Raw genomic sequence first — 25,834 nt, 5'->3', positions numbered from 1 at the left:
ATCAGTCGTCCGGAGCGGCGAGCGCCCCCGGTGGCAACACCCCCCGGGCCCTCTACGGGGCAGGGGCAGACGGCCATTCGGAGGCGCCCGATCGGCGGCCCCTCGGGGCTTGCCCGTATCGTAGGCAATGCGCCGAATGCTCGCCATCGAAATTTATCGGTGGCCCACTTCAGACTGTAATGGGCTGCCGAAATGTCTCGATCTGTAACAACTAGGGATGGAAATTGGGCCTAGGTGTTACAGATCGAGACAGGAAGAAATGGTCCTATGGAATGTCTCGATCTGTAACAGTTTGCCGCCAAAACCGGCCCTTCGTGTTACAGATCGAGACATTCGGAACTGTCTCTCGAAAACATCTCAATCTGTAACAGTTAGTCGTCGTAATTGGGCCTTCCTGTTACAGATTGAGATGTTTGAAGTGGTGAGCTAACAGGCCGAACTTGGGGCCTATGTTGTCGCCCTTGAGGTCGGCGGTGTCCACTCGTGGGGCGTGCGTTACGCGATTGTTTCGAAACGGGCGGGAAACACAACGACGCCCCGATGCCCCTACTATGCCTATTCAACTGACTGTCTAAATATCTAGGGGAGGATCGCGATGCAGGCAGATTCCGCTCAGCAGCAGGGCCTTTATCGCCCCGAATTCGACCACGATGCATGTGGCATCGGCGCGCTTGCCGATATCAACGGTGAGCGCCATCACCAGATTCTGGACGATGCACTGTCCATTCTGGTCAACTTGGAGCACCGCGGCGGTACGGGACTCGAGAAGAACACCGGCGACGGTGCCGGTATCCTGTTCCAGGTTCCGCATCACTTTTTCCGCAAAGAGGCTCAAAAGTGCGGCCAGATTCTGCCGGCAGAGGGCGACTATGGCGTGGCCATGCTGTTCTTCCCGCAGGACGACAAGGGCGTAGAGGATGCCCGTCGCGTGTTTGAGGAGGGCTGCGCCGAGGCCGGCGTGCCGCTGCTCTTTTGGCGCGAGGTGCCCGTCGACCCGCACGACTTGGGCGAGACGGCACGCGCCTGCATGCCCACCATCTTGCAGGCCTTCCTGGGCCGTCCGGACGACACGCCCGCCGGCGATACCTTTGAGCGTCGCCTGTACGTGTGCCGTCGCACCATCGAAAAGAAGGCCGACACCGAGTTTGCCCTGCGCGACAAGATCTTCTACGTCTGCTCCATGAGCTCGCGCACTATCGTGTACAAGGGCATGCTCGTCGCCACGCAGATGCGCCGCTTCTTCATCGACCTCAACGACGCCGCCGTCAAGACGGCCGTGGCGCTCGTCCACTCGCGCTACTCCACCAACACCACGCCCAGCTGGGAGCGCGCGCACCCCAACCGCTTTATCATCCATAACGGCGAGATCAACACCCTCAAGGGCAACGTCAACTGGATTCGCGCCCGCGAGCCCAACCTGTACAGCCCCGTGCTGCAGCACGATCTTGAGCGCGTGATGCCTATCATCAACCGCGAGGGATCCGATTCCGCGATTCTGGACAACGTGCTCGAGTTCCTGGTCATGAACGGTCGCCCGCTCACGCGTGCCGCGTCCATGTTGCTGCCCGAGCCGTGGGACCACAACGACAGCCTGAGTGAGGAGCGCCGCGCCTACGACGCCTACCAGTCCATGCTCATGGAGCCGTGGGACGGCCCGGCGGCCATCGCCTTTACCGACGGCCGTACCCTGGGCGCCGCCCTCGATCGCAACGGCCTGCGCCCCGCTCGTTACTACGTGACGCGCGACGGTCGCTTTATGCTGGCAAGCGAGGTGGGCACCATCGAGGTGAGCCCCGAGAACATCGTGACGAGCGGCTGTCTGGGGCCGGGCCAGATGCTCGAGGTCGACTTTGCCCGCGGGCGCGTCATCTACAATGACGAGCTGCGCGCCCGTTACGCCAAGGAAAAGCCCTACCGTGATTGGATTGCCGAGGAGACGCTGACCGTCGACGCGCTCGATGAGCCCGCCGCGCCCGCGTCCGCCGAGGACGCCGAGGTGCCCGCCGCCGTGCGTATGGCCAAGCTCGGCTACCACTGGGATGACGTCGACGAGGTCGTGCGTCCCATGGCCCAGCAGGGCAAGGCCCCGCTCGCCTCGATGGGCATCGACGCACCGCTGGCCTGCCTGTCCAAGAAGACGCGTTCGTTCTTTGACTACTTCTATCAGCTGTTCGCTCAGGTCACGAATCCTCCGATCGATGCCCTGCGCGAGCACATGGTGACTTCGACCACGCTCTACCTGGGCAACCACGGCAACCTGCTCGAGGATTCCCGCACGGCCTGTCAGCTGGTGCGCTTGGAGCGCCCATTGCTCAACGATGAAGAGTTCGAGCATATCTGTGCCATCGACCGTGTTGGCTTTAAGACCCGTCGCTTCCGTGCCGTCTACCGCCGCGATGCCGGCGAGGGCGCGCTGCAGGCTGCGCTCAAACAGCTTGCAGAGGACGTTGAGGCTGCGGTCCGCGATGGCGTGAACATCGTGGTGTTGAGCGATCGTGCCGCTGCGGGCGAGGTGCCCGTGCCGTCGCTGCTCGCTGTGGGCTGCGTGCATAACCACCTGATCCGCGCCGGCGTGCGTACCTTTGCCGACATCGTGGTGGAGTGCGGCGACGCCGTGTCTCCGCACGACTTTGCGGCACTGGTGGGCTACTCCGCGAGCGGCATCTATCCGTACAGCGCACATGCGTGCGTCCGCGATCTGGCGGCACACGGCGACCTGGACGTGACGGCCGAGCAGGGCATCGCCAACTACAACAAGGCTGCGACCGCCGGCATCGTCTCCATCATGTCCAAGATGGGCATCTCCACGGTGCAGAGCTACCATTCGGCGCAGATCTTCGAGGCCGTGGGCTTTACGCCGGAGTTCGTCAACGCGTACTTCGCCGGCACGGTGAGCCGTGTGGGCGGTATGGGTGTCGAGGACGTTGAGCGCGAGCAAAACGAGCGCTACGACGCCGCGCTCGCCATCCTTAAGAGCCCGGCTCCCGATCAGCTGCCCACGCTGGGTCTGACCAAGTGGCGCCCGATCGGCGGCGAGGATCACCTGATCGACCCTCAGACTGTCTACTTGCTGCAGACCGCCTGCCGTGAGGACAGCTACGACACCTTTAAGGAGTACAGCGCCCGTCTGCACCGTACCGGCCGTGCCGTGCGCCTGCGCGACTTGCTCGACTTTGATGCCAGCGGCCGCACGCCGGTTTCGCTCGACGAGGTCGAGCCCGCGCTCAACATCGTCCGCCGCTTTAACACCGGCGCCATGTCGTACGGCTCCATCAGCAAGGAAGCACACGAGTGCATGGCCATCGCCATGAACCGCCTGCACGGCCGTTCCAACTCGGGCGAGGGCGGCGAGGACCCGCGTCGCGAGACCCCGCTGGCCAACGGCGACTCCAAGAACTCCGCGATCAAGCAGGTGGCAAGCGCGCGCTTTGGCGTGACGAGCCGCTATCTTTGCAGCGCCTTCGAGATTCAGATTAAGATGGCCCAGGGCGCCAAGCCCGGCGAGGGCGGTCACCTGCCCGGCAAGAAGGTCTACCCCTGGATTGCCGAGGTCCGTCAGTCCACGCCCGGCATCGGCCTGATCTCGCCTCCTCCGCACCACGACATCTACTCTATCGAGGACCTGGCCGAGCTCATCTTCGACCTTAAGAACGCCAACCCCGGCGCGCGCGTGTCGGTCAAGCTGGTCAGCGAGGCCGGCGTCGGTACCATCGCCACCGGTGTGGCCAAGGGTGCTGCCGACAAGATCTTGATCAGCGGCCACAACGGCGGCTCGGGTGCCGCTGCGCGCGACTCTATCTGGCACGCCGGTCTGCCGCTGGAGCTCGGTCTTGCCGAGGCCCAGCAGACGCTGCTGCAAAACGGCCTGCGCTCGCGCGTGGTGCTCGAGGCCGACGGCAAGCTCATGGACGGCACCGATGTTGCCGTTGCCTGCCTGCTGGGCGCCGAGGAGTTTGGCTTTGCGACCATGCCGCTCATCTCGATGGGCTGCCTCATGCAGCGCGACTGCCAGCAGGATACCTGCCCCGCCGGCATCGCCACGCAAAACTGCCGCCTGCGTCGCGGCTTCCGCGGCAAGCCCGAGCACGTCGAGCGCTTTATGCTCTTTGTTGCCGAGCAACTGCGCGAGGTCATGGCGAGCCTGGGCTTCCGCACCGTCGACGAGATGGTCGGCCATCCCGAGTGCTTGCGCCAGATCGAGGTCCCGGGCAATCGCAAAGCTAACCTGCTGGATCTGTCGCCCGTACTGGCAAGCGCGACCTGTGAGTTTGGTGCCCATATCCCGGGTGCCGACGGTCGTCACTTCCTGCCGCAGATGGCTGCGGACAGCGAGCTCAACAAGACGCTCGACTCCACGCTGTTCGTGCCCTATACGGCCGATGCCCGTGCCCACTTGCGTCCGATTCGCTTCCGCGCTGATATCGCCAACGTCAACCGTTGCGTGGGCACCATCCTGGGTAACGCGGTGACCAAGGCACATCCCGAGGGCCTGCCCGCCGGCTCCATCACCATCGATTGCGATGGATCGGCCGGTCAGAGCTTTGGCGCCTTCCTGCCGCGCGGCATTACGCTCAACGTGTGCGGCGACGCCAACGACTACTTTGGCAAGGGCCTTTCGGGCGGCGAGGTGTCGGTGCGCCCCAACCCGCATGCGACCTATAAGTTCGACGAAAACATCATCGTGGGCAACGTTGCGTTCTTTGGCGCCACGAGCGGCCGTGGCTTCATCAACGGCCTGGCCGGCCAGCGCTTTGGCGTACGCAACTCCGGTGCCACCGTGGTGGTCGAGGGTTGCGGCAACCACGGTTGCGAGTACATGACGGGTGGCCTGGCGCTCATCCTGGGCGAGGTCGGGCAGAACTTCGCTGCCGGCATGACGGGTGGCGTGGCTTATGTCTTTGACCAGTACGGCACGCTCGATGCCCGCGTGAACCACGAGAGCGTTGAGCTCAAGGCCCCGACGGCCGGCGAGCTGGCGCAGATTCGTGCGCTCATCCAAGAGCACGTGGACGCGACGCAGAGCCCGCGCGGCATTAAGCTGCTCTATAGCTTCGGCTCGATGAGCAAGCACTTTGTGAAGGTCATTCCGACCGAGTACGAGCGCGTGCTGGCGATTGTCGCTGCGGCCGAGGCCGTGGGCAAGACGCGTGCGCAGGCCGAGGAGTTGGCGTTTGACATCGTGACCGGTCGCGCGAGCGCCGCGGATGTCGCTCGCTTCGATATTGCGGGCGGTGCTGCGGGTGCTGCGTCCGCGGCCGCCAGCTCTGTTGCTTCGACCAAGAAGGAGGCGTAAGTGCCATGGGTAAGCCCGGTGCTTTTCTTGATATCGATCGCGTGACCCACGAGCTTCGCCCCGTGGAGGAGCGCAGCCGTGATTTCGATCCGCTGTACGTGGAGCTCGACGACGACGCACGTCGCGCCCAGGCGAGCCGCTGCATGATGTGCGGCGTGGCGTTTTGCCAGATGGGCGCGAGCTTTGGCAAGGCACGTCCGAGCGGCTGCCCGCTGCACAACTTGATTCCCGAGTGGAACGAGCTGGTGTACCGCGGCCGCTGGGATGAGGCTGCCGAGCGCCTGTCGCTCACCTCGCCCATGCCTGAGTTCACGAGCCGCGTGTGCCCGGCGCTGTGCGAGGCCGCGTGCAACCTGGGCTCGGTCGACGGCCAACCCACGACGATTCACGATAACGAGCGTGCGATCAGCGACCATGAGTGGGGAAACGGCGGCCCACGTCGCTTTGAGCCGGCAGGGGAGGACGCGCCCTCGGTCGCCGTGGTTGGTTCCGGCCCGGCTGGCCTGGTGGCAGCATGGGAGCTTGCGCGTCGCGGTGCTCGCGTGACGGTGTTTGAGCGCGACGACCGCCCCGGCGGCCTACTCATGTACGGCATTCCCAACATGAAGCTCGAGAAGTCTGTGGTCGAGCGTCGCGTGGCGCTCATGCGCGAGCTGGGTGTTGTGTTCGAGCTGGGCGCCGACGTGAGCGATCCCAAGGTTACCGCCAGGCTCGACGACTTTGACGCCGTCGTGGTGGCTGCCGGCGCCCGTGCTCCGCGTGGGCTTTCGGCTGCGAACATTGATGCCCCGGGCGTGGTGTATGCCGTGGACTACCTGACGGCTTCGACCGTCTCGGTGCTCGATGGCGGTGAGCCTGCTATTGACGCACGCGGCCTGGACGTCGTGGTCATTGGCGGTGGCGATACCGGCAACGACTGCGTGGGTACCGCGGTGCGTCAGGGCGCGCGCAGCGTGCGCCAGTTTGAGTTCTTGCCGGCTGCGCCCGATAAGCGCGCGGCAGGTAACCCCTGGCCGCAGTGGCCCAACGTTAAGAAGACCGATTACGGCCAGCAGGAGGCTATCGCTGCGATGGGTGGCGAGATGCGTGCCTGGGCCGTGGATACACTCGAGGTGCTGCTGGACAAGAAGGGTGCGGCTGCGGGTCTGCGCGTGGTCGATCTGGACTGGTCGGCGGGAAAGCCCGAGCGCATCGCGGGCTCCGAGCACGAGGTGCCAGCGCAGCTGGTGCTCATCGCCTGCGGCTTTACGGGTCCGGAGTACGGTGTGTTCGATGCGGTGAGCGTGCCTGTTGCCATCGCTGGTCGTCCGCTGCCGGTGATGGCTGTCGAGGGCTCGCATCTCGCGGCTCGCACGGAGGGCGTCGCCGCGGATGCCGCGCCGGTGTATGTGGCGGGTGATGCCCGCAACGGCAGCTCGCTCGTGGTGAGTGCCATGGCCGATGCCCTGGCCTGCGCAGCCGAAGTCGCCGAGGCGCTGGAGCTGTAAAGTAGTCATTTAAGAACGTCCCCAATGACTAGCCTTTTTTGTCTAGTCGTTGGGGACACTCTTTGCGAGCAGTTTGCGCGTTTGTCGACGTAAGGATGTTCATTTGTCGACTTCTTGGGCTGTGGTCACCTGTTGTTTCTGTGGTGGCTGCAGGCATCTGGCTCAAAAGGGCGGGTTGGCCGTCTATGTTTGCCTGCGGTTTTGTTGCGGTGCGCATTTTCGGTCAAGCTTTTCGTCAAGTGTTTGGTCAGCATCTGGTTTGCAGCCGGAGGCCTATTTTGCCCGCGCTGGTCGTGGCTGCCCACCCTCCTCGTAAGCTCAAATTGAGGTCCATCAGTTTGAGGAGGATGCCATGACTGACCACGCTTTTGACCGAGCAGAGCTGGCTGAAGCCGTCGGCAACGATATTGCCGACATGGCTCACTTTTGGATGCTGCGGAAGTTTCAATTCCTGGAGCCGGCACGCGAACAGTTCGAGGTCATTGTCGACCCGTGGCTCAGCTATTGCGAGGGGCCTTCTCAAAACGAAATCATGGCCTACAACATGGCGTTTACCGATTGGCTGCTCTTCGAGCGCCCCTATCGCCATGGCAAAACGCTGCTCGAGCTATATGTTGACGAGCCGCCGGCATCGCTTTCGCCTGCCTCGCTCAAGCGGCTCGAGCAGGTACGCGACACGCAGTATTTCTCGCGCTTTGGCATTTTGGACAAGAATCCTGCGTCCGGCATGGTCGTGCTGAAGGACACGCGCACCGATCATCGCTTTGATGTCTACGACCCGCATATCGTGCAGAAGGAGCATTGGAACGACGGCGCGATTGCGGTGCGCCTTGCCTGCGTCGACGATGCCTGGCTTACGGCGGGACAGCTCTACCTGTATGACATCGCGCGCCTGAACGACACGGCGGTCGATGGGCCGGGTGCGGTGCATCCCGAGGACCTGCAGGACGGCTTTGACACCTCGTGCATCAGCTTTTTCTTGCGTCTGGTCCGCGACATCATGGGCGCCCAGGGGCGTTACGTAAAGTCGCTCAATATTTACGAGCAAGAATGGGAGTAGGGGATGGGCGGTTGTCGCCTGCCTCGCCTTCTGCCTTTATGTGTCGATCTGTAACGTTTGGGGACAAAAAACCGGTCTACCTGTTACGGATCGAGACGAATGCTTGGGCGCCGCTGGTTTGTCTCAATCTGTAACGTTTAGGGGTCTGGAGAACGTCTTACTGTTACAGATCGAGACGTTTGGCACCTGGCTGGGGGGAATGTCTCAATCTGTAACATCTACAGTCCAAAAATCGGTCTTCTTGTTACAGATCAAGACGTTTGTCGGTGGAGGCAACGGTGACGATGGTCCATTTGTCCGATGTGGTGGTGATGGAAGTGTCTAATACCGTTTTCAAGCACAAGCATACGACTCGCAACACGTTGGCGCGGAATAGGATGCTCGCGCGACTCACGGAGGCGACCGAGCAAGGTGCGCTGCTCGCAACGCATGACAATGCCGAGCTCATGTGGCTGCGGCGTCATGTTGGAACCGACGATATCGCGGAACCCGAGCCGTATTTGTTCTGCTTTCAACATGATTGGGGTGTGCTGACGCCGGCGGAGCGAACGCTGCGTACCATCAAAGGGCTTGCAGAGTTTCATCCCGATTGGGCGTTTTGGGGCTATGACGCGGCGCTTTTGTGGGGTCTGGAGGTGCCGAATGATCTGCTTGGGTCGCGTTTTCTTGTTAAGACGGGTTGTTCGGTGACGTTGAGCGGCGGGTGCAGGTTGTTGCGTCCGCAGATGGCGGGCGCACTCGAGCATGTTGATGGCGTGCGGGTGACGTCGTTTTGGCGCACGGTGGAGGATTGCCTACTGCGTGCGCCGTTCTCCTATGGGTTGGCGATTGCCGATTCTGCACTGCGGGCGAAAGGCGTATCACGTGGGGATTTGTGCGAGCGCCTCCGCGCCGATTGCGAGGGCAGGCGAGGGTATCGCAGGGCACAGGTGATTGCGTCGTATGCGGACGGGCTGCCTGAAAACGGCGGCGAGTCTCGGTTCCGAGCATTCTTTATTGCGTACGGCTTTCCGGTTCCGGAGCTGCAGGTGGAGTTTCGCGACCCGCTCGATCCGAGCCAGGTGTTTCGCGTCGACTATTTTTGGCGGCTCGAGGACGGGACGTGTGTCATCGGCGAGCTCGACGGAAAGGGGAAGTACACCTTGCAGAGCGGCGAGGGTCGGGAGTCGGTTGACCCATTCGTGGCAGAACGTCAGCGAGAGTCTCATCTGACGATGCTCGGACACAAGGTGCTTCGGTTTACGTTTGATGAACTCAAGAACCCGGGGAACCTGGCTGAAAAGATGAGACTGGCGGGAATTCCACAGCGGGCCGATCTGGCTGAGGAATGGAGACGCCAGTGGTATGGGCGCTGAGAGGTTTTGTCTCGATCTGTAACGTTTAGAGGCTGTTTGAGCTCGTAATTGTTACAGATCGAGACATTTCCCTGGTGTCGCTGGGGTGGGACTGCAACGTGTTCCGTCTCCCCACATCCCCTCTTTCTTCCGTTAACCGATGCGTCTGCAGCAATCCAGCGGGACTAGGTGATAATGGACAAATGTTCAAGTTAATCGTGAGGGAGGAGCTCGATATGGCATCTGCCGATCGTTCCACGTTGTTTATCAATGCGACCATTCTGGATGGTTCGGAGCATATGGAGCCGCAGCCCGATATGGCCGTGACTGTTGAGCGCGGCATCATCACCTGGATGGGGCCGAGTGCTGTGGCGCAGGCGCCCGCGGGCGCCGAGGTTATCGACCTGGGTGGTGCGTATCTCATGCCCGGTCTCATCAATATGCACGTGCACCTGTGCGGCTCGGGCAAGCCTGTCTCGGCCGGCGATGCGGGAGCGCTGATGAAGAAACTCGATAATCCCGTGGGCCGTGCCATCGTCCGCCGCATCCTCAAGGGCAGTGCCCAGCAGCAGCTGGCAAGCGGCGTGACCACGGTGCGCGGCGCGGGCGACCCGTTGTTTGCCGACATTGCCGTGCGCGACGCTATCGACGCCGGCAAGTATCAGGGCCCGCGCCTGGTAGCGCCGGGAACGGGCGTCACGGTGCCGGGCGGCCATGGCGCGGGCTTGTTCGCCCAGGTGGCCAACAGCCCCGTCGAGGCAGCCGAGCAGGTGCGAGACCTGTATGCGCGCGGCGCCGACGTCATTAAGCTGTTCGTGACGGGCGGTGTGTTCGATGCGACCGAGGTGGGCGAGCCGGGCGTGCTGCGTATGCCGGTGGAGGTTGCCGCGGCGGCGTGCAAGGCGGCGCACGAGGTGGGCCTGCCGGTTATGGCTCATGTCGAGAGCACCGAGGGCGTGAAGGCCGCGCTTGAGGCCGGGGTCGACACGATCGAGCACGGTGCCCCGATGACGCCCGAGATCCTGGAGCTGTACCGTGGCGCCGCGGGCACGCAGCTCGAGGGACGTGCGCCCAGCGTTACCTGCACTATCAGCCCGGCGCTGCCGTTTGTGTTGCTCGATCCGGAGAAGACCCATTCGACTGACACGCAAAAGAAGAACGGCGACATCGTGTGCTCGGGCATTATCGAGAGTGCTCGTGCGGCGCTGGATGCCGGCGTTAAGGTGGGCTTGGGCACGGACTCAAGCTGCCCGTTCGTGACGCAGTACGACATGTGGCGTGAGGTTGCCTATTTTGCCAAGTATGTCGGTGTGAGCAACGCCTTCGCGCTGCATACGGCTACGCAAGTCAACGCCGAGCTGCTGGGGCTGGGCGGCGAGACCGGTACGATCGAGTGCGGCAAGGCCGCCGATATCCTGGTGACGCGCAAGAATCCGCTCGATGACCTGTGCGCTCTGCGTGAGCCGACGCATGTGATGTGTCGCGGTGATTTGGTACGCAAGCTCAAGGTGAAGCGTATTCCCGAGGTGGACGCCGAGCTCGACGCGATTATGGCCATGCCTGCCGAAGCGCTGGCTGAGGAGCTGGCCCGCGACGGTGTGGCGTAGATGTGACAAAGGGGCAGCTCCGTTGCCGCATGCAAAAAGCCGAGGTCTCAACACGAGGCCTCGGCTTTTTTATCGAACAAATACTTAAGATTTGGGACAAACAAACCTGATTAATTTGTCCCGCGTGCGGGCGCTAGGAGCGGGTTTCCATCTTGGCGTGGCACTTGGGGCAGGTGACGCGGATCTTGCCTTTGCCCTTGGGGACGGAGAGCATCTGGCCGCAGTTGGGGCACTTGAGGTATGCCGTGGTCTTGCGACCCTTCCACATCTTCTTGGCCGTGCGCTTGGCACGCTCAAAGTCTTCCTTGCTGGTACCGGCCGTGCGCGAGGCGTTGGCAGCCGCGGCGCCGCTACCCAAGCTCGCTACGAACTTGCCCAGGCCGGGGACGTTAGCGGTCGCGGCGACAAAGGCCGCGTTTTCCTTGCGACGTGCGTCGATGTTTTTGGACAGGCCGCGCAGCACGCCAATCACGATTACGGCGATGGCAATCCAGCTGAGCCACTGGATATGGGCTATCGATCCGATCATCGCGATGACGATGCCGACAAAGCCCATAACGATGGTGAGCTCATCGGCGCCATTGCGGCCCTTCATAAAGTCATTCATGCAAATTGCCTTTCGTTCGATATGCTGCACGCCTTTATACCCGATTTAGAGCAAGGGGGACAGGTCAATCTGCACCAAGGTGGTGCAAACATACCTGTCCCCGATGCACCAAGAAGGTGCAAAGCAGTCCGTCCCCAATGCCCCAATTACTTGGAGAGCTTGTCGACGACGCGTTCGATCTCGGCGAGCTTGGCGGCTTTGAGGTCTTCGTCGCCCGATTCGATTGCCGAAGTCACGCAGCCCTCGATATGCGCCTTGAGCACATCGGCGTTGATGCGCGCAATGAGCGCCTGCGTTGCCATGAGCTGCGTGGAAATATCGACGCAGTAGCGGTCCTCATCGACCATCCGCAAGATGCCGTCGATCTGGCCGCGTGCCGTCTTGAGCATGCGGGTCACCGATTTGTGGTCTGCCATCATGGCGGGTCCTCGTTTCTGGTCGGGGTGCGCGTGGGTCGTTACGCGGCGGTTACGGACAGGGCGTGGAACTTCTCGCCGGCGCCCTCGACGGCGGCGGCGAGCTGCTCGGCGGTCACGGTGTCGGCGCACTCCACCTGGACGGTCTGGGTCTCGTGATCGGCGTCGGCGTCGGTCACGCCGGCCACGTTGAGCAGTGCCGTCTCGACAGCAGCGTCGCAGTGGCCGCACATGAGGCCGGAAGTCTTGATTGTGTAACGCATGGGTATTCCTCTCTGTTGTGTCGGCTTTCCCAGGCACCCGACCTTGACCTTCAAGCCGTCGCTCGCGTACCAAAGTACGCGTCGCTCCTCTTTCAGGTCAATCTCTGGCACCTGGAAAACCCGTTCTAAATGGACGTAATAGTGAGCCTATTTTGCCACTTTAGGCTTAAAGGTTCGCAGGCGCAGCGCATTGCTTACGACGCACACGCTCGACAGGCTCATGGCCGCGGCGCCAAACATCGGCGAGAGCTGCCAACCGGTGAGGGGGAAGAACACACCGGCCGCCAGCGGAATGCCGATGCCGTTGTAGAACAGCGCCCAGAACAGGTCCTGCTTGATGTTGCGGATTGTGGCACGTGACAGCTCGATGGCACGGGCGACGTCCATGAGATCGCTGCGCATGAGTACCACGTCGGCGCCCTCCTTGGCGATGTCGGCGCCGGTGCCGATAGCAAGGCCCACGTCGGCGCGCGCCAGGGCGGGGGAGTCGTTGATGCCGTCGCCCACCATGGCGACCTTGCTGCCCGCATCCTGCAGTTCGCGCACGTGGCGCTCCTTGTCGGCGGGGAGGACGTCGGCGATGACCTGTTCGCTGCTCAGCCCCACGCGGCGGGCGATGGCCTCGGCCGTCACGCGGTTGTCGCCGGTGAGCATGCGCACGTCGACGCCGAGCGAACGCAGCGCGGCGATGGCCTCGGCGCTCGTCTCTTTGACCTCGTCAGCCACGGCGATGGTACCGACAAGCTCGCTGTTCTTGGCAAAGAACAGCGGTGTCTTGCCTTCGGCGGCGAGCTGTTCGGCAAGGCCCGCGGGCACGGTAACGCCCAGCTCGTCCATCAGACGCACGTTGCCGGCTGCGATGACATTTTGTCCCTCGCGCGCCGTAACGCCACGACCGGGCACGGCGGCAAAGTCCTCGACCATGCGCGCGACAATTCCGCGTGCCTCGCACTCGGCCATAATCGCCTCGGCCAGCGGGTGCTCGCTCGAGCGCTCCAACGCGGCGGCCAGCTTGAGCAGCGACTTTTCGCTCATGGCGGGCGAGCCGTCAGCACGCGTGGCTACTACGATATCGGTCACGGCAGGCTTGCCGCGGGTGACCGTGCCCGTCTTGTCGAGCACCACGGTGCCCACACTGCGCAGATTCTCCAGCGCCTCGGCACTCTTGAACAGAATGCCCATCTCGGCGCCCTTGCCGGTACCCACCATAATGGCGACGGGCGTGGCCAGACCCAGTGCGCACGGGCAGCTGATCACCAGCACGGCCACGGCGGAGGTGAGCGCCTCGTTCATGCTGCCGGTCAGTGCCATCCACACTACAAAGGTCACGACCGAGATTACAAACACCACGGGCACGAACACGCCGGCGACCTTGTCGGCCATGCGGGCGATGGGCGCCTTGGTGGCGTTGGCGTCCTCGACGAGCTGGATAATCTTGGCGAGCGACGTGTCGGCGCCCACACGCGTGGCGCGGAAGGTAAACGAGCCCGTGCGGTTGACCGTGGCCGCGTTGACGGTGGCACCGGCGGTCTTTTCCACGGGGATGGACTCGCCGGTGAGCGCACTCTCGTCCACGGCCGAGCTGCCCTCGAGCACCACGCCATCGACGGGGATGGACTCTCCGGGGCGTACGCGCAGGACCTGGCCGGGAAGGATGCTGTCGACGTCGACGGTGGTCTCGGTGCCGTCCTCTGCCACGACGGTCGCGCTCTTGGGCGCCAGGTCGATGAGCGCCTCGATGGCGCCGCCGGTCTTGGATTTGCTGCGTGTCTCGAGGTATTTGCCCACGGTGACGAGCGACAGGATCGTGCCCGCACTCTCAAAATACAGGTTGCCCATGCTCGTCATCATGGCCTCGTGGATTTGCCCGGCGGCCAGCTGGTCGGCCATGATAAACATGGCATAGAACGACCAGGCGACGGAAGCGGTGGCGCCCACGGCAATAAGGGCGTCCATGGTGGGCGCGCCGTGCGCGAGCGATTTAAACCCGTTGATAAAGTACGCGTCGTTGACATAGACGATGGGGATAAGCAGGACGAGCTCGGTGAGGGCGAGCGTCATGCTGTGGGTATGGTCGGTGAAAATGCCGGGCAGTGGCCAGCCAAGCATGTGCCCCATGCCTATGTAGAACAGTGGGATGAGGAATACGATCGAGACGATGAGACGAGTGCGCATGGCAGAGGCGGCGGCCTCCAGTTTTTTGGTGGGCGACTCCATATGGGCGGCGCCGGACCTGGCTTGCGTACTGCCGCTTTGGGCGGCGTCGGTGCCCGTGCTGACGGGTGAGGCCGAGTAGCCAGCGCGATCGACGGCGGTGCAGATGTCGTCGGGGGTGACCTGCGCGGGGTCGTAGTCCACCAGCATAGAGCCGGCGAGCAGATTGACCGCGACGCTCTCGACGCCGTCGAGCTTGCTCACGGCACGATCCACGTGCGCCTGGCAGGCGGCGCATGTCATGCCACCCACGTCGAACTTATCTTGAGCCATGGCTTCTCCTTTCTGTGGTTCGCTGTTGGAATTGTTAACCTGCTGATACTATACACCCATACCCCCTGGGGGTGTCCAGTAATGGTTGGAATGTATGACTTTTCATTACAGATGAGGGTGGCTGCTCAATCGGTGGCCGTCCCAACCAATCATCTCAATCTGTAACATCTAGAGAAGTTTTAACCCCTTACTGTTACAGATTGAGATGTTGTCTCGCGGGGTTGGGGTTTTGTCTCGTTCCGTAACATCTAGACCTGTATCTGCCGAGCTGGTGTTACAGATCGAGACAATTGCCGGGGAGGGGTCCCGTCACGGCAAGACGCCCGCTCCCTAGATGCAGAACCCGGGGATCACGCAGGTTCGCTTGCTTGGCTTTTCCGCAGGCGTTGCGTACGTAAAGACGTCGCCGTCGTAGCCCACACGGTTCATATAGAGCGTGCCTTCGCTCTCCGATGTGTCGGGGCTCACCGTTCGTTCCCACCAGCAGGTGTCCTTGCCCTTCCACTGGCGGACCATCGTCTCGTTCGTGGAATACGGGCTCACCTTGAGCTCGCGGAAGAGCTGATACTCCTTGCCCTCGCCGTTGTAGATGTCTGCCAGGTAGTGATAGCCCTCGGCAAACGAATCGGGCGGTTGCGTACCGCACAGCTCGACCATGGCGGGCAGCCAAAGGGTTGCGGGCAACTCGCTCAGACACGATGCACTGTTGGCGGCGCCCACATTGTTCGAGACCTTCTTGACCCCTTTAATGAGCGCGCGCAACTCGTTGGGCAGCAGCTTAAGGCCGTCGCCGTCGAGCCATTCCCGCAGCTCGCAATCTGCCCAGCCGGCGCTCGGCGGTTCAGTCGCAGCATCGCGCTCGGCAATACCCGCGTCGAACATAAACGTCAGCCCGGCCTTGCCCGTCCCGTCCAGAAGCTCATCGTGGCGGATGCCCACAAGCTGAGCGCCGACCTCCAGCCCGTTGGCGAGCTTCACACGCTTGGTGCACGGATAGGGGATATGCCCATCAACGTCGAGCAGGTGGTAGCGCTTGGCAATCTCGTGTGCCTCGCTACGGGTCTCGGCGGCCTTAATCTTGAGCGAAATCTCCTGCAGCTGAGCCCAGGTGTAGTCGTCAAGCGAACCGCGGATGCCGTCCAGGTAGTCGGGGATGCCAAAGCCATGGGTTGCCGCCCCGATAACGCCGAGCCCCGCAACGGCTGCAACGACGCCGCCGATGACAAAGCGACGGCGTGTCATGGCGTCGTGCCGGGCCTGCTCCAAAATCTCTCGCGTGCGCTCGCCGGCGACGTCGACCTTAAGGTGCGTGCCAGAATCGATATCAATTGCGGCCTCGTCTCCTGCACCCTCGTGGTCCTCAGATTCTGCAGCGGGGAGGTATGTCGAGAGCACCTCGAGCATCTGCTGCTCGGTAGGGCGATCGCCCTGTTCGACCGAGATGCCTTTCATGATGATCTGGACAAGCGCTTTGTCGCCCTCGCAGCGCGGCTCGAGCGGCGCCGGTTTGGTCTTGGTCTTTATGAGGTAGAACGAGCCGGTCGCCGCGGCACCCGTCGACTCGACATCGAACGGTTTGCGACCGCTGTAGAGCTGGTACAGAATGCTCGAAAGCGCATAGACGTCGATCGCGGGCGAGCGGCGAAGGGCCGCGATGCCTTCGATATCCTGCGTGAGCATTTCGGGCGCGGCGTATGCGGGCGTGGCAAAGCGCCAGATGTCGGCGCGCCGGGTGATCGTGTCGTCGCCGAGGGCCATGGTCGCGGAGCCCATGTCGATGAGACAGGGGTCAAAGGAGCAATCGGCAATCTGCTGCTTGAGCGTTCGGCTGGTGGTGCGGAACATGATATTGGCAGGCGACAGGTCGCGATGGATGACCGGATTCACGAGGCCTTGGGTCATCAAGAGCGCGCGAAGCACGGCGTTTCCGACGGCGGCGACCATCTGGGTGGTCAGCCCGCCCGAGGCGTCGTGCGGAAGCAAGGGCAGCGCCTGCTTGAGCGAGGTGCCCTCGACCCACTCCATGAGGATGAGTGGGTCATCCTCGCACGATCCGTAGCCATAGACGCGCGGAAATCCGCGCAGGTGCGAGACGGTACACAGATGACGGTACTCCTCGAACAGCGCGGCGGTGTTGGCCAGGTGAGCGGCCGATTGCTCGGCGGAGCGGTCGGGGGCTTGGCCGGAAAGGATGGCGTTGTCCTTGAGTAGCTTGACGGCAAAGACCTCGCCGCTCGTGTTGGTCGCGCGCAGCACGTGCCCGATGTTGCCGTTGTTGCGGTGGGCCGTCTGGAGAATAAGCGTCATAAACCGACGCTTGGCGTCGTCCTCGGCGCTGGGGTCGACCGCCACGGCGGTGTCGAACGTGTCAAGACGGATGAGTTTGTCGCCATAGGCGCTATCGGTAGTATCCATGGCGTTCCTTTGTCTAGCATGGGTTGCTGCGCGTATACGTGGGCAGTGTGGATATCGGTAAAGTACCATGATAGCCACACTGCCCACGTATACCGCTGAGTATTGTCGTTTACGACGCAGAAGGTAGAAGACGAAAGACGGACGGCGACCGTCTTTCGATCGCCGTCCGCGCTAGTCCACAATGACAAGGAATGTCGTGTAGAGACCCAGATGGAGCCTGTCGCTGTTTTCGATTTCCACCGGGGGATAGACTTTGCCGGGCTCGCGTTGGTCGCGCGGCGGCTCGATTACGATATCGCCGTCGCCCGCGCCCGATTCGAGCACTGTGCCGTTGGTCGACCCAAGGCCCTGGGCGTACCAGTGTCCGCCTTCGAGCCAAATGCGGAGATGCTCGCGCGATGCATCAGCGCCTACATCGGTGATGCTGGGCGAGGTTTTGGGCAAGGACCCAATTACCGTGCCGCGCGGATCGCGTGTGAGGGGATGGATTTGCATGTCGGCGCAGTTGTCGGCATGGGTTCTGAGCAGACCGAGGTTGGGGGCGACAGTGCGCGGCTGCTCCAGGCTGCTCATAAAGCCACGTCCGACGGTAGTTTCGGTGGTGCCAAAGTGCCCGCCTGTCTTGCTGTCGCAAAAGCGCTCGACGGTGGCCACGCCTTGGATGGGGTCAGCGAGCGCCCCCGTTGCCACAAAGAGCATAAGGTAAAGCGTACTCTTCTCGCGCACGGCATTGCCGTCAAAGTTGTCGATGTGATTGAGGGCATTTGCATATAGGCGGCTGTCCAGCTTGTAGCTGGCGAGAGCCGACATCATTTCGTTGGCGGCCGGGCCGCGATAGTGCTCGGCGATTGCCTGATAGGCGGACTCGCCGCCGAGCTTGCTGCAGATTGCCGCGGAAAGATTGAGCGTGGTGACGGCAAAGTCGCTGTAGATGGCGGGCGCGCACTGGTCAGGCTCGCGATGGACGATGTAACGGGTGAGATACGAGCGGTTGGAAGAGCATTTCTCGAGCAGGGTACTGCCGAGATAAGAGTTTCCATTGATGAGCATTCGGGCGATCTCGAGATGTTTAAGACCGCCGAACGAGCGAATATCGTTATAGAGGACCGAGCAAGGCGTCTCTGCTGCCACGGATACCTCCTTTGATTGCTTCCTAGCCAATAAGGCGATAGGAATTAATGGCCCCCGGTGGGCGACGTATTAAATGGCTGCGCAATATGTAGCGTAACCAAAGCAACATTATAGGCCACATGTTCGAAATTGCAGGAAGACTGAGAGATTTGGTTTGGACCGGACGGAAATCCCCCTCTGTCTTGATCTATAACAATTAGGACCGATTTTACTCGGTAACTGTTACAGATTGAGACGTTTGTGAACCGTGTCGACCGTTTGTCTCGATCTGTAACACGTAGAGGAAGATTTGCCCTGTTGATGTTACAGATTGAGACAATTGGCCCAGACCTGCTCCGTCATCTGTGGTTTACGTGGGGGCATACGGAGTACGGGTATACTAACCCGCGGCGAATCTGCTCCATCGCTTAGAGCTGCTGCGTCTGGACGGCGCGCGATAGGGCTGCCAAAGCGATCGCCAGCGTGCTGAGCAACGTCCTCTCTGTGCGCACCCGTTTTTGTATGTATTGGCGCACTACCAAGCACGCCCGCGCGGCCGCATGCCGTGCCCATTGCGCGTGCAGATAAGGAACAACAACATATGCGTAATTCTGTATCCGACGTCACCGACGCCGAGATCCTGGACGAGACCCGCGAGGCCATGACCCAGGCTGCCTTCGATGCCGCCGATGAGGCCAATGCTGCCCAGGCCGTCGAGTCCGCTACCAAGAGCCTGCCCGCCTTTGACGAGCTGGGCCTTTCTGACGAGATGCTTCGTGCTATCGAGAACCTGGGCTACACGGCGCCGACGCCCGTGCAGGCCGGCTCGATCCCCGTGGTGCTCGAAGGCCGCGACCTGCTTGCCGCCGCTCAGACCGGCACCGGCAAGACGGCCGCCTTTTTGCTGCCGACCATGAACAACCTGGAGCACATCGCTCCGCCCAAGCCTGTGCGCGAGCGCAGCGGCCGCAACCGTCGTCGCGGTGCTAAAAAGCCCGAGGGCAACGGCCGCGGCCCCGTGATGCTCGTCATCACCCCTACGCGCGAGCTTGCCCAGCAGATCGACGAGGTCGCGAGCAAAATCGCCGACGTCACCGGCCATGTTGCCGTGACCGTCGTGGGCGGCGTGAGCTACAAGCCCCAGACCGCTGCCCTCAAGTACGGTTGCGACATCCTGGTCGCAACGCCGGGCCGTCTGGTCGATCTGATCGAGCAGGGTGCCTGCCACCTGGGCGAGGTCAAAGTGCTGGTACTCGACGAGGCCGACCGCATGCTCGACATGGGCTTTTTGCCCGCCGTCCGCCGCATTGTGCGCGAGACGCCGGCCGAGCGCCAGACGCTGCTGTTCTCGGCGACGCTCGACGAGGAGGCCGTGGGCGAGATCACCGACCTGGTGAGCGACCCGGCTCGCGTGGAGATCGCGCCCGCCACGTCGACCGCCGACACCGTCGACCAGTTTGTGTTCCCGGTGTCCATAGAGGCCAAGAACAACCTGCTGCCCGAGTTCCTCAAGAAGGAGGGTCCGGAGCGCACTATCGTCTTTATGCGCACCAAGCACCGCGCCGACAGCTGCTGCCGTCGTCTGGAGCGTAAGGGCATCAAGGCCGCCGCGATTCACGGCAACCGCAGCCAGGCCCAGCGCGAGCGTGCCCTTTCGGCCTTCCGCGACGGCACCGTCGACGTGCTGGTGGCAACCGACGTGCTCGCCCGCGGCATCGACATTAGCGACGTGCGCTACGTTGTGAATTTTGACGTGCCGGCCGAGCCGACTGACTATATCCACCGCATTGGCCGTACGGGCCGCGCCGGCGAACTGGGCTGGGCCATCACGTTTGTGACCGAGCAGGACGTGGACGAGTTCTACGAGATCGAGAAGCTCATGGACAAGACCGCCGACATCTACGAGGCCGGCGACCTGCACGTGGGTCCCAACCCGCCCGCGGTTGATCCCGAGCGCGACCCTGCGGCCTTTAAGGCGAAGAAGAAGACCAAGCGCGGCAAGTCCAAGAGCAAGAAGAAGCTTGAGCAGGCGCGTCGCGACGGCAAGCGCAACGGCGACGATTACGGCGATGTTGCCGGTCATTCCAACCGCGGTCGCGACGAGCGCCGCGGCGACGGCGAGCGTCCGAGCCGTCCCAAGCGCGGCGGCAAGACCCGCGTGCGCGAGGGCGTTCAGGCTCGCGTAGACGAGGCTGTTGAGAGCGTGGCCCGCGAGGTAGCTGCCGAGGAGCGCGGCGGTGCCGCTGCCGTCGAGCAGGCCCCGCGCGGTAACCGTGCCGAGCGTCGTGCCAAGCAGTTCCAGGGCGAGGCGCATCGCCGCCGTCGCGAGGATGGGGATCGCGGTGGCCGTCGTCGTGTCGAGCGCGAGGACGAGGGCCGCGGTTCGCGCGGTGGCAAGCGCGGTGCGGGCGACCACCGTCGTTCCGGTCGTGATGACGAGCGCGGTGGCCGTGACGAGCGCCGCGGCGGCGAGGGCCGTGGTGAGCGTAGCACCCGCGGCGGCGAGTCCCGTGGCGGCAAGCGCTTTGAAGAGCGCGGTAGCCGCGGCGGCGAGCGTCGCGAGGGTGCTCGCGGCAATGGCGGCCGCGGCGGCGCTGGTCGTTCTAACGAGTCGCGCGATCGTCGTGACCCGCGTGCCAGCCGCGATCGTCGCGATGACTGGCGCAACTACGACGATACCCGCGAAGAGCGTCGCGGCGGCTACCGTGGTGGTCGCGGCGGCAACCAGGCCGGTTCCCGTGGCGGTCGTGCCGGCGGTCGCGATAACCGTGGCAGCTATGGCAATAGTCGTGGTGGCAAGCGCGGTAGCAGCTCCCGTCGCCCCGGTGACGGCGGCGGCAAGCGCAAGTAACATACGCGTCGCACGCTAGTGTGAGGCAAGCTAAGGGCCCCGAGCAACTACGCTCGGGGCCCTTTTTGGTGCAAAGGGGCCAGAGCAAGGAGTGTCCCTGGGTGCCGGCAGAAAAGGAACGCCCCTAAGTGCCGCCTAAATACCGTTTATCGAAGAAAAAATACCGCTCACCGGTCATAATGATTGTTCTGGCTTTGGGCTTGTCTACAATAACTCCCGTAAAAAGAAATGCGGAAGGTTACCGAGTCCCTCGGACGTGGGCCTAACCAAAGTCTTTGAACGGATGTGTCTCTATGGACGCATTCGCTTGATTTTGGTTGGGCTATATTTATGAAGGGACATGCCACCATGGGTTTCTTTTCTCGCCTGATGGGCGGTTCGGATGAGCAGAAGACTGCAACTTCCGAGTTCGAAATCCTCGCTCCTGTTTCCGGCGAGCTTGTTCATCTAGAAAATACCAATGACCCCGCTTTTAGCAGCCGTGCCGTGGGCGATGGCGTTGCCGTGGTTCCCCAAGAGGGAACGGTGTGCGCTCCTGTTTCCGGCACCGTCGCCGCGCTGTTTCCGACTGAGCACGCGCTGGGCATCATGTCCGACGACAGCTCTGCTCAGGTGATGCTGCATATCGGAATCGATACTGTTAAGCTTGAGGGCAAGGGCTTCCATGCGCTCGTTGCCCAGGGCGATCATGTCGACGCGGGCCAGCCCCTCGTCGAGGTCGATTTCGACGCGGTCCGCGCCGCCGGCTTCGATCCCACGGTCTTCGTTATCGTGTGCGAGCGCTCGGAGAACTCGACTCTTCGTGAGCATGCTTCCGGCCCTGTTGCTGTTAAAGAGCCTGTCGTCTGGCTTTCCGAGTAAATTCTTGTGGTGGGTACCGTGGTTATCAAGCGAGTTTTTAACAACAACGTCGCAATGGTCACTTCGGACGATGGCTCCGAGCTCATCGTCATCGGTCGAGGCCTCTGCTTTGGCCGTCATGCCGGCGATGCCATCGACGAGGCGTCAGTCGAAAAGACCTACGCGTTGCAGGAGGGAACTTCTCAGGATTCGCGTACGATTGACCGCTTGGCTCATCTTTTGGAGTCCATCCCCACCGTCAACCTCGTGATTTCCGAGGAAATCGTTCAGATGCTTCGTCGAGAGCTCAATGTCGACATCAACGATAAGATTCTCATTGCTCTCGCAGACCATATCAGCCTTGCCTTGGAGCGCGAGCGCAAGGGCGTTCCCTGCGAGAACCCGCTGCTGCTCGAGATCCAGCAGTTCTATCGCAAGGAGTATGCGCTTGCGGGCCGTGCGCTGCAGATTATCAAGGAGTATATGGGCATCCAGATGAGCGAAGAAGAGCAGGGTTTTATTACGCTGCATATCGTCAACGCCACTATGCCGCAGCGCTCTGACCGTCTGATTGTTTCGGTCCAGCTTGTTCGCGACGTGCTCGCGATTGTTTCCGAGCACTATGCCACGACCCTTGACGTCACCTCGTTGCCGTACGAGCGTTTCGTTCGCCATCTGCAGTTTTTTGCGCAGCGAGCGCTCGATCCCGCGGCGGGGCAGGTCAATGGCGACGCGCTGTTCCGTATCGATGAAACGGCGTATCCGAGGGCGTTCTCGTGTGCGGAGTCAATTGCCGACCACTTAGCGTCTACCTATAACGTTGTCGTTACCGATGCCGAGAAGAGTTATCTCGCATATCACATTGTTAACCTGCTTGGAGAACCTGGTCTCTAGGCATAACGTGCCCACACATCGATTGATATAAGGCAAGGCTCACGGTCTTGCCCAGGGCACATCTGTCTTAATTTGCGGAAAAGGAAGGGGAGTACCGCTATGACCGCAAAAAAGAAGTTCAATTTCAAAGCGCCGTTGGAGGTGTTCGCGAAGTCAATCGTTCAGCCGATGATGTATCTCTCGGTTGCCGGCATTCTGCTCATCGTGGGCATTATTCTGACCAACAAGACCATCTGCGCCGTGATTCCTGTGCTGGGCTCCGGTCCGTTCCAGCTTGTGGGCGCCGTTGTCTATCAGTCGCTGATGTTTATCATCAACAACCTCTCGATTCTGTTCTGCGTGGGCATCGCCGGCGCCATGGCAAAGAAGAACAAGGGCCATGCTTCGCTGATCGCCCTGATGTCGTTCTTCCTGTTCCTGCAGGCCAATAACATCGTGCTCAACGCCACCGGCTCTCTTGCCGAAGCGAGCGGCATGCTCGGCCTTACCGGAACCGGCCAGGCCACCGTTATGGGCATCCAGGTGCTCGATACCGGCGTGTTTGGCGGCATCATCCTGGGCTGCATCACCGGTGCTGTGTTCAACAAGTACTCGAACAAGCAGTTCCCCATTGCCCTTTCGATGTTCTCGGGCGTTCGCTTTCCGTTCCTGATCATGATCATCATTTCCTGGATTATGGGCGCTGGCTTCTGCATCGTTTGGCCTCCGGTTCAGGGTGCCATCTCCTCCGTTGCCGGCATCATTAAGGAGTCGGGCAACATCGGTCTGTTTATCTACGGCATGCTCAACAAGCTGCTCGTTCCCACCGGTCTGCACCACCTCATCTACACCCCGTTCCAGTTCTCCGATGTGGGTGGCACCCTGACGCTGGGTGATCAGGTTATCGCCGGCGCCTATCCCATCCGTGTTGCCGAGATGGCAATGACGGGCCAGCCCTTCTCCGATAGCACGTATTTCAACAGCTACACCTTCAACAACCTGTGGCCCTACATCGGTATCGGTCTCGCCTTTATCTTCACCGCTTACAAGGGGAACAAGGATAAGACCAAGGCCGTTATCATCCCGCTGATTATCACCGCCGTGCTCTCCTGTGTCACCGAGCCCATGGACTTCCTCTTTGTCTTTGCCGCTCCCGTGCTCTTTGTCGTTCACTCGGTTCTTTCCGGCATCTTCCTGGTTCTGCTCAAGGTCCTCTCCGTGCCCGCTTCGACTGCAGGCGGTATCATCAACATCGTGGTTTCCAACCTGGTCCTCGGTGTCGACAAGACCAACTGGCCGATGATGCTGGTGCTTGGAGTCGTCAACGCCGCTCTGTACTTCTTCCTCTTCACCTTCCTTATTAAGAAGCTCAACCTCCACACGCCTGGCCGCGAGGAGGAGTCCGAGCTCGCCGAGTCCGTTGCCGAGGGCGAGGCCGCCGCGTCTGTCGCGGTGAAGCAGGGCGCTGTTGCCGCAGCTCCCGCAGAGGGCGTCGATGCAGGTATTGCCGACCTGGTCGCAGGTCTTGGCGGCAAGGACAACATCGAGGAGCTCGAGAACTGCTTTACGCGTCTTCGCGTGAACGTTAAGAACCCGGACCTCATCGATGAGAACCTCATCAACCACGTGCCCAACAGCGGCATCAACCGCAACGGCAACAATATCCAGATCATCTTTGGCATGAAGGTCGCCGAGATGCGCGACAAGGTCGAAAACGCAATTGAGAAGGAGCAGTAAACAATGATCATTACTCTGTGTGGTGGCGGATCCACCTTTACCCCCGGCATCGTCAAGTCCATCGCCCTGCGCAAGGACGAGCTCGACGTTGACGAGATTCGTCTGTACGACATCAACGAGGAGCGTCAGCGCAAGATCGGCGTGCTCGTGGACTGGATTTTGCACGAGGACCTTGGCCTGGACATCAAGCTTACGGTGACCACCGACAAAAAGACGGCTTTTACCGACGCGAGCTTCGTGTTTGCCCAGATGCGCGTGGGCGGCTACGCCATGCGCGAGCAGGACGAGAAGATTCCGCTGCGCCACGGTTGCGTGGGTCAGGAGACCTGCGGCTGCGGCGGCCTTGCCTACGGCATGCGCACCATCTTCCCCATGGTCGAGATGATCGATGACGTTGAGAAGTACGCCAAGAAGGACTACTGGATTCTCAACTACTCCAACCCTGCTGCCATCGTGTCCGAGGGCTGCCGCGTGCTGCGTCCCAACGCTCGCATCATCAACATCTGCGACATGCCGATCGCGATCATCGACGTGGTTTGCGCCGCACTCGATATCGACAAGAAGGATGTCGAGTACGATTACTTTGGCCTCAACCACTTTGGTTGGTTCACCTCGATCCGCCACAAGGGCGAGGAGGTGCTCCCGCAGCTGCGCGAGTACATCAAGGAGCATGAGATTCTGCTGCCCGACTCCTACCTCAAGGGCATGGGCTCGCTCATGGCAAAGAAGCCCGAGGAGGCCACTGACGAGCACCCCGAGCAGAACCGCCACACCAAGGGCAGCTGGTACTACGTCTGGAAGGGCGAGTACGAGATCATGGAGTGCTTCCCGGAGTACCTGCCCAACACGTATCTGAACTACTACCTGCAGCAGAAGGAGTTCGTCGAGCATTCCAACCCCGAGCGCACCCGTGCTAACGAGGTTGAGGAGACGCGTGAGAAGAACCTCTTCGACGGCATCGACCACTACGAGAAGACGGGCGAGATCGACGAGAGCACGTTCTATGCGGGCAGCCACGGCGACTGGATTGCCGATTTGGCTATCGCTCTGAAGAACGACACCAAGCAGCGCTTCCTGGTCATTTGCGAGAACAAGGGCGCTATCCCCAACATGCCCTACGACGCTATGGTCGAGCTGCCTGCCTACATTGGCAAGAATGGCCCCGAGGTCATCAGCCGCGACAACATTCCTCTGTTCCAGCAGGGCCTCATGATGCAGCAGCTGAACTCCGAGAAGCTCGTGGTCGAGGCTACGATCGAGGGTTCTTACGAGAAGGCGCTCAAGGCCTTTACGCTGAACAAGACCGTGCCTTCGATGAAGGTCGCCAAGGAGGTTCTCGACGACATGATCGAGGCCAACAAGGGTTACTGGCCCGAGCTTAAGTAAAAGCAACAGGGTCGCTGGCCGCATACCTGGAGCAATGCCCCGTCCACGTGATTGCGTGGGCGGGGCAT

General features: G+C 61.7%; 16 protein-coding genes. 10 read left to right on the top strand and 6 right to left on the bottom strand.

Annotation, left to right across the window (positions count from 1 at the left end; genetic code table 11):
• Window positions 1-595: 595 nt before the first annotated feature.
• The 5 genes from gltB (at window position 596) to PMW70_RS01990 (ending at window position 10,781) form a co-directional block, all read left to right on the top strand.
• On the top strand, window positions 596-5,293 hold the full coding sequence (gene gltB, locus PMW70_RS02010; protein WP_271743731.1) for a glutamate synthase large subunit: 4,698 nt from the start codon (window positions 596-598) through the stop codon (window positions 5,291-5,293).
• 5 nt (window positions 5,294-5,298) lie between these two features.
• Complete coding sequence (locus tag PMW70_RS02005; protein WP_271743730.1) at window positions 5,299-6,780, top strand: glutamate synthase subunit beta; 1,482 nt, start codon at window positions 5,299-5,301, stop codon at window positions 6,778-6,780.
• Between the two features lie 352 nt (window positions 6,781-7,132).
• Window positions 7,133-7,840 carry a hypothetical protein gene (locus tag PMW70_RS02000; RefSeq protein ID WP_117806254.1) on the top strand — a complete coding sequence of 236 codons (708 nt, stop codon included), beginning with the start codon at window positions 7,133-7,135 and terminating at the stop codon, window positions 7,838-7,840.
• Between the two features lie 266 nt (window positions 7,841-8,106).
• Window positions 8,107-9,195 (top strand): hypothetical protein, encoded by a 1,089-nt coding sequence (locus PMW70_RS01995; RefSeq protein ID WP_271743729.1) that lies wholly within the window; start codon window positions 8,107-8,109, stop codon window positions 9,193-9,195.
• Window positions 9,196-9,410: 215 nt separating this feature from the next.
• A complete protein-coding gene (locus PMW70_RS01990) occupies window positions 9,411-10,781 on the top strand; it encodes an amidohydrolase family protein (RefSeq protein ID WP_271743728.1) in 1,371 nt (456 codons plus the stop codon).
• Between the two features lie 133 nt (window positions 10,782-10,914).
• Here PMW70_RS01990 and PMW70_RS01985 read toward each other — a convergent pair whose 3' ends face one another.
• The 6 genes from PMW70_RS01985 to PMW70_RS01960 all read right to left on the bottom strand — a co-directional run bounded on the left by PMW70_RS01985 (window position 10,915) and on the right by PMW70_RS01960 (window position 18,100).
• A complete protein-coding gene (locus PMW70_RS01985; protein WP_117716904.1) occupies window positions 10,915-11,388 on the bottom strand; it encodes a hypothetical protein in 474 nt (157 codons plus the stop codon).
• 146 nt (window positions 11,389-11,534) lie between these two features.
• Window positions 11,535-11,807 (bottom strand): metal-sensing transcriptional repressor, encoded by a 273-nt coding sequence (locus PMW70_RS01980; protein ID WP_055285698.1) that lies wholly within the window; start codon window positions 11,805-11,807, stop codon window positions 11,535-11,537.
• Between the two features lie 38 nt (window positions 11,808-11,845).
• Entirely contained in the window at window positions 11,846-12,067 is a 222-nt protein-coding gene (locus PMW70_RS01975; protein ID WP_117774299.1) for a heavy-metal-associated domain-containing protein, read from the bottom strand.
• Between the two features lie 147 nt (window positions 12,068-12,214).
• Window positions 12,215-14,554, bottom strand: a complete 2,340-nt coding sequence (locus tag PMW70_RS01970; protein WP_271743727.1) for a heavy metal translocating P-type ATPase — start codon at window positions 14,552-14,554, stop codon at window positions 12,215-12,217.
• A gap of 330 nt (window positions 14,555-14,884) precedes the next feature.
• On the bottom strand, window positions 14,885-16,969 hold the full coding sequence (locus PMW70_RS01965; RefSeq protein WP_271743726.1) for a protein kinase domain-containing protein: 2,085 nt from the start codon (window positions 16,967-16,969) through the stop codon (window positions 14,885-14,887).
• 171 nt (window positions 16,970-17,140) lie between these two features.
• Window positions 17,141-18,100, bottom strand: a complete 960-nt coding sequence (locus PMW70_RS01960; RefSeq protein ID WP_271743725.1) for an FHA domain-containing protein — start codon at window positions 18,098-18,100, stop codon at window positions 17,141-17,143.
• Window positions 18,101-18,680: 580 nt separating this feature from the next.
• Here PMW70_RS01960 and PMW70_RS01955 point away from each other — a divergent pair.
• From PMW70_RS01955 to PMW70_RS01935, 5 genes are all read left to right on the top strand, one after another.
• Window positions 18,681-20,930, top strand: a complete 2,250-nt coding sequence (locus tag PMW70_RS01955) for a DEAD/DEAH box helicase (RefSeq protein ID WP_271743724.1) — start codon at window positions 18,681-18,683, stop codon at window positions 20,928-20,930.
• Between the two features lie 348 nt (window positions 20,931-21,278).
• Window positions 21,279-21,791: a PTS sugar transporter subunit IIA gene (locus tag PMW70_RS01950; RefSeq protein WP_158549283.1), complete on the top strand. Its 513-nt coding sequence runs from the start codon at window positions 21,279-21,281 to the stop codon at window positions 21,789-21,791.
• An 18-nt stretch (window positions 21,792-21,809) separates the two neighbouring features.
• Window positions 21,810-22,664, top strand: a complete 855-nt coding sequence (locus PMW70_RS01945) for a PRD domain-containing protein (RefSeq protein ID WP_271743723.1) — start codon at window positions 21,810-21,812, stop codon at window positions 22,662-22,664.
• Window positions 22,665-22,763: 99 nt separating this feature from the next.
• On the top strand, window positions 22,764-24,380 hold the full coding sequence (locus PMW70_RS01940; protein WP_271743722.1) for a PTS transporter subunit EIIC: 1,617 nt from the start codon (window positions 22,764-22,766) through the stop codon (window positions 24,378-24,380).
• 3 nt (window positions 24,381-24,383) lie between these two features.
• Window positions 24,384-25,766: a 6-phospho-alpha-glucosidase gene (locus PMW70_RS01935; RefSeq protein ID WP_271743721.1), complete on the top strand. Its 1,383-nt coding sequence runs from the start codon at window positions 24,384-24,386 to the stop codon at window positions 25,764-25,766.
• Window positions 25,767-25,834: the final 68 nt, after the last annotated feature.

Source organism: Collinsella aerofaciens, from assembly GCF_028209625.1.
Lineage (GTDB): Bacteria > Actinomycetota > Coriobacteriia > Coriobacteriales > Coriobacteriaceae > Collinsella > Collinsella aerofaciens_AM.
Note: the sequence above shows the minus strand (reverse complement) of the source record. Positions and strands in the feature narration are given on the sequence as shown.

What these genes read in the sequence shown, in the direction of transcription:
- gltB (WP_271743731.1), top strand. Translation starts at nt 596, where the DNA reads ATGCAGGCAGATTCCGCTCAGCAGCAGGGCCTTTATCGCCCCGAATTC.
- PMW70_RS02005 (WP_271743730.1), top strand. Translation starts at nt 5,299, where the DNA reads ATGGGTAAGCCCGGTGCTTTTCTTGATATCGATCGCGTGACCCACGAG.
- PMW70_RS02000 (WP_117806254.1), top strand. Translation starts at nt 7,133, where the DNA reads ATGACTGACCACGCTTTTGACCGAGCAGAGCTGGCTGAAGCCGTCGGC.
- PMW70_RS01990 (WP_271743728.1), top strand. Translation starts at nt 9,411, where the DNA reads ATGGCATCTGCCGATCGTTCCACGTTGTTTATCAATGCGACCATTCTG.
- PMW70_RS01985 (WP_117716904.1), bottom strand. Translation starts at nt 11,388, where the DNA reads ATGAATGACTTTATGAAGGGCCGCAATGGCGCCGATGAGCTCACCATC.
- PMW70_RS01980 (WP_055285698.1), bottom strand. Translation starts at nt 11,807, where the DNA reads ATGATGGCAGACCACAAATCGGTGACCCGCATGCTCAAGACGGCACGC.
- PMW70_RS01975 (WP_117774299.1), bottom strand. Translation starts at nt 12,067, where the DNA reads ATGCGTTACACAATCAAGACTTCCGGCCTCATGTGCGGCCACTGCGAC.
- PMW70_RS01970 (WP_271743727.1), bottom strand. Translation starts at nt 14,554, where the DNA reads ATGGCTCAAGATAAGTTCGACGTGGGTGGCATGACATGCGCCGCCTGC.
- PMW70_RS01965 (WP_271743726.1), bottom strand. Translation starts at nt 16,969, where the DNA reads ATGGATACTACCGATAGCGCCTATGGCGACAAACTCATCCGTCTTGAC.
- PMW70_RS01955 (WP_271743724.1), top strand. Translation starts at nt 18,681, where the DNA reads ATGCGTAATTCTGTATCCGACGTCACCGACGCCGAGATCCTGGACGAG.
- PMW70_RS01950 (WP_158549283.1), top strand. Translation starts at nt 21,279, where the DNA reads ATGGGTTTCTTTTCTCGCCTGATGGGCGGTTCGGATGAGCAGAAGACT.
- PMW70_RS01940 (WP_271743722.1), top strand. Translation starts at nt 22,764, where the DNA reads ATGACCGCAAAAAAGAAGTTCAATTTCAAAGCGCCGTTGGAGGTGTTC.
- PMW70_RS01935 (WP_271743721.1), top strand. Translation starts at nt 24,384, where the DNA reads ATGATCATTACTCTGTGTGGTGGCGGATCCACCTTTACCCCCGGCATC.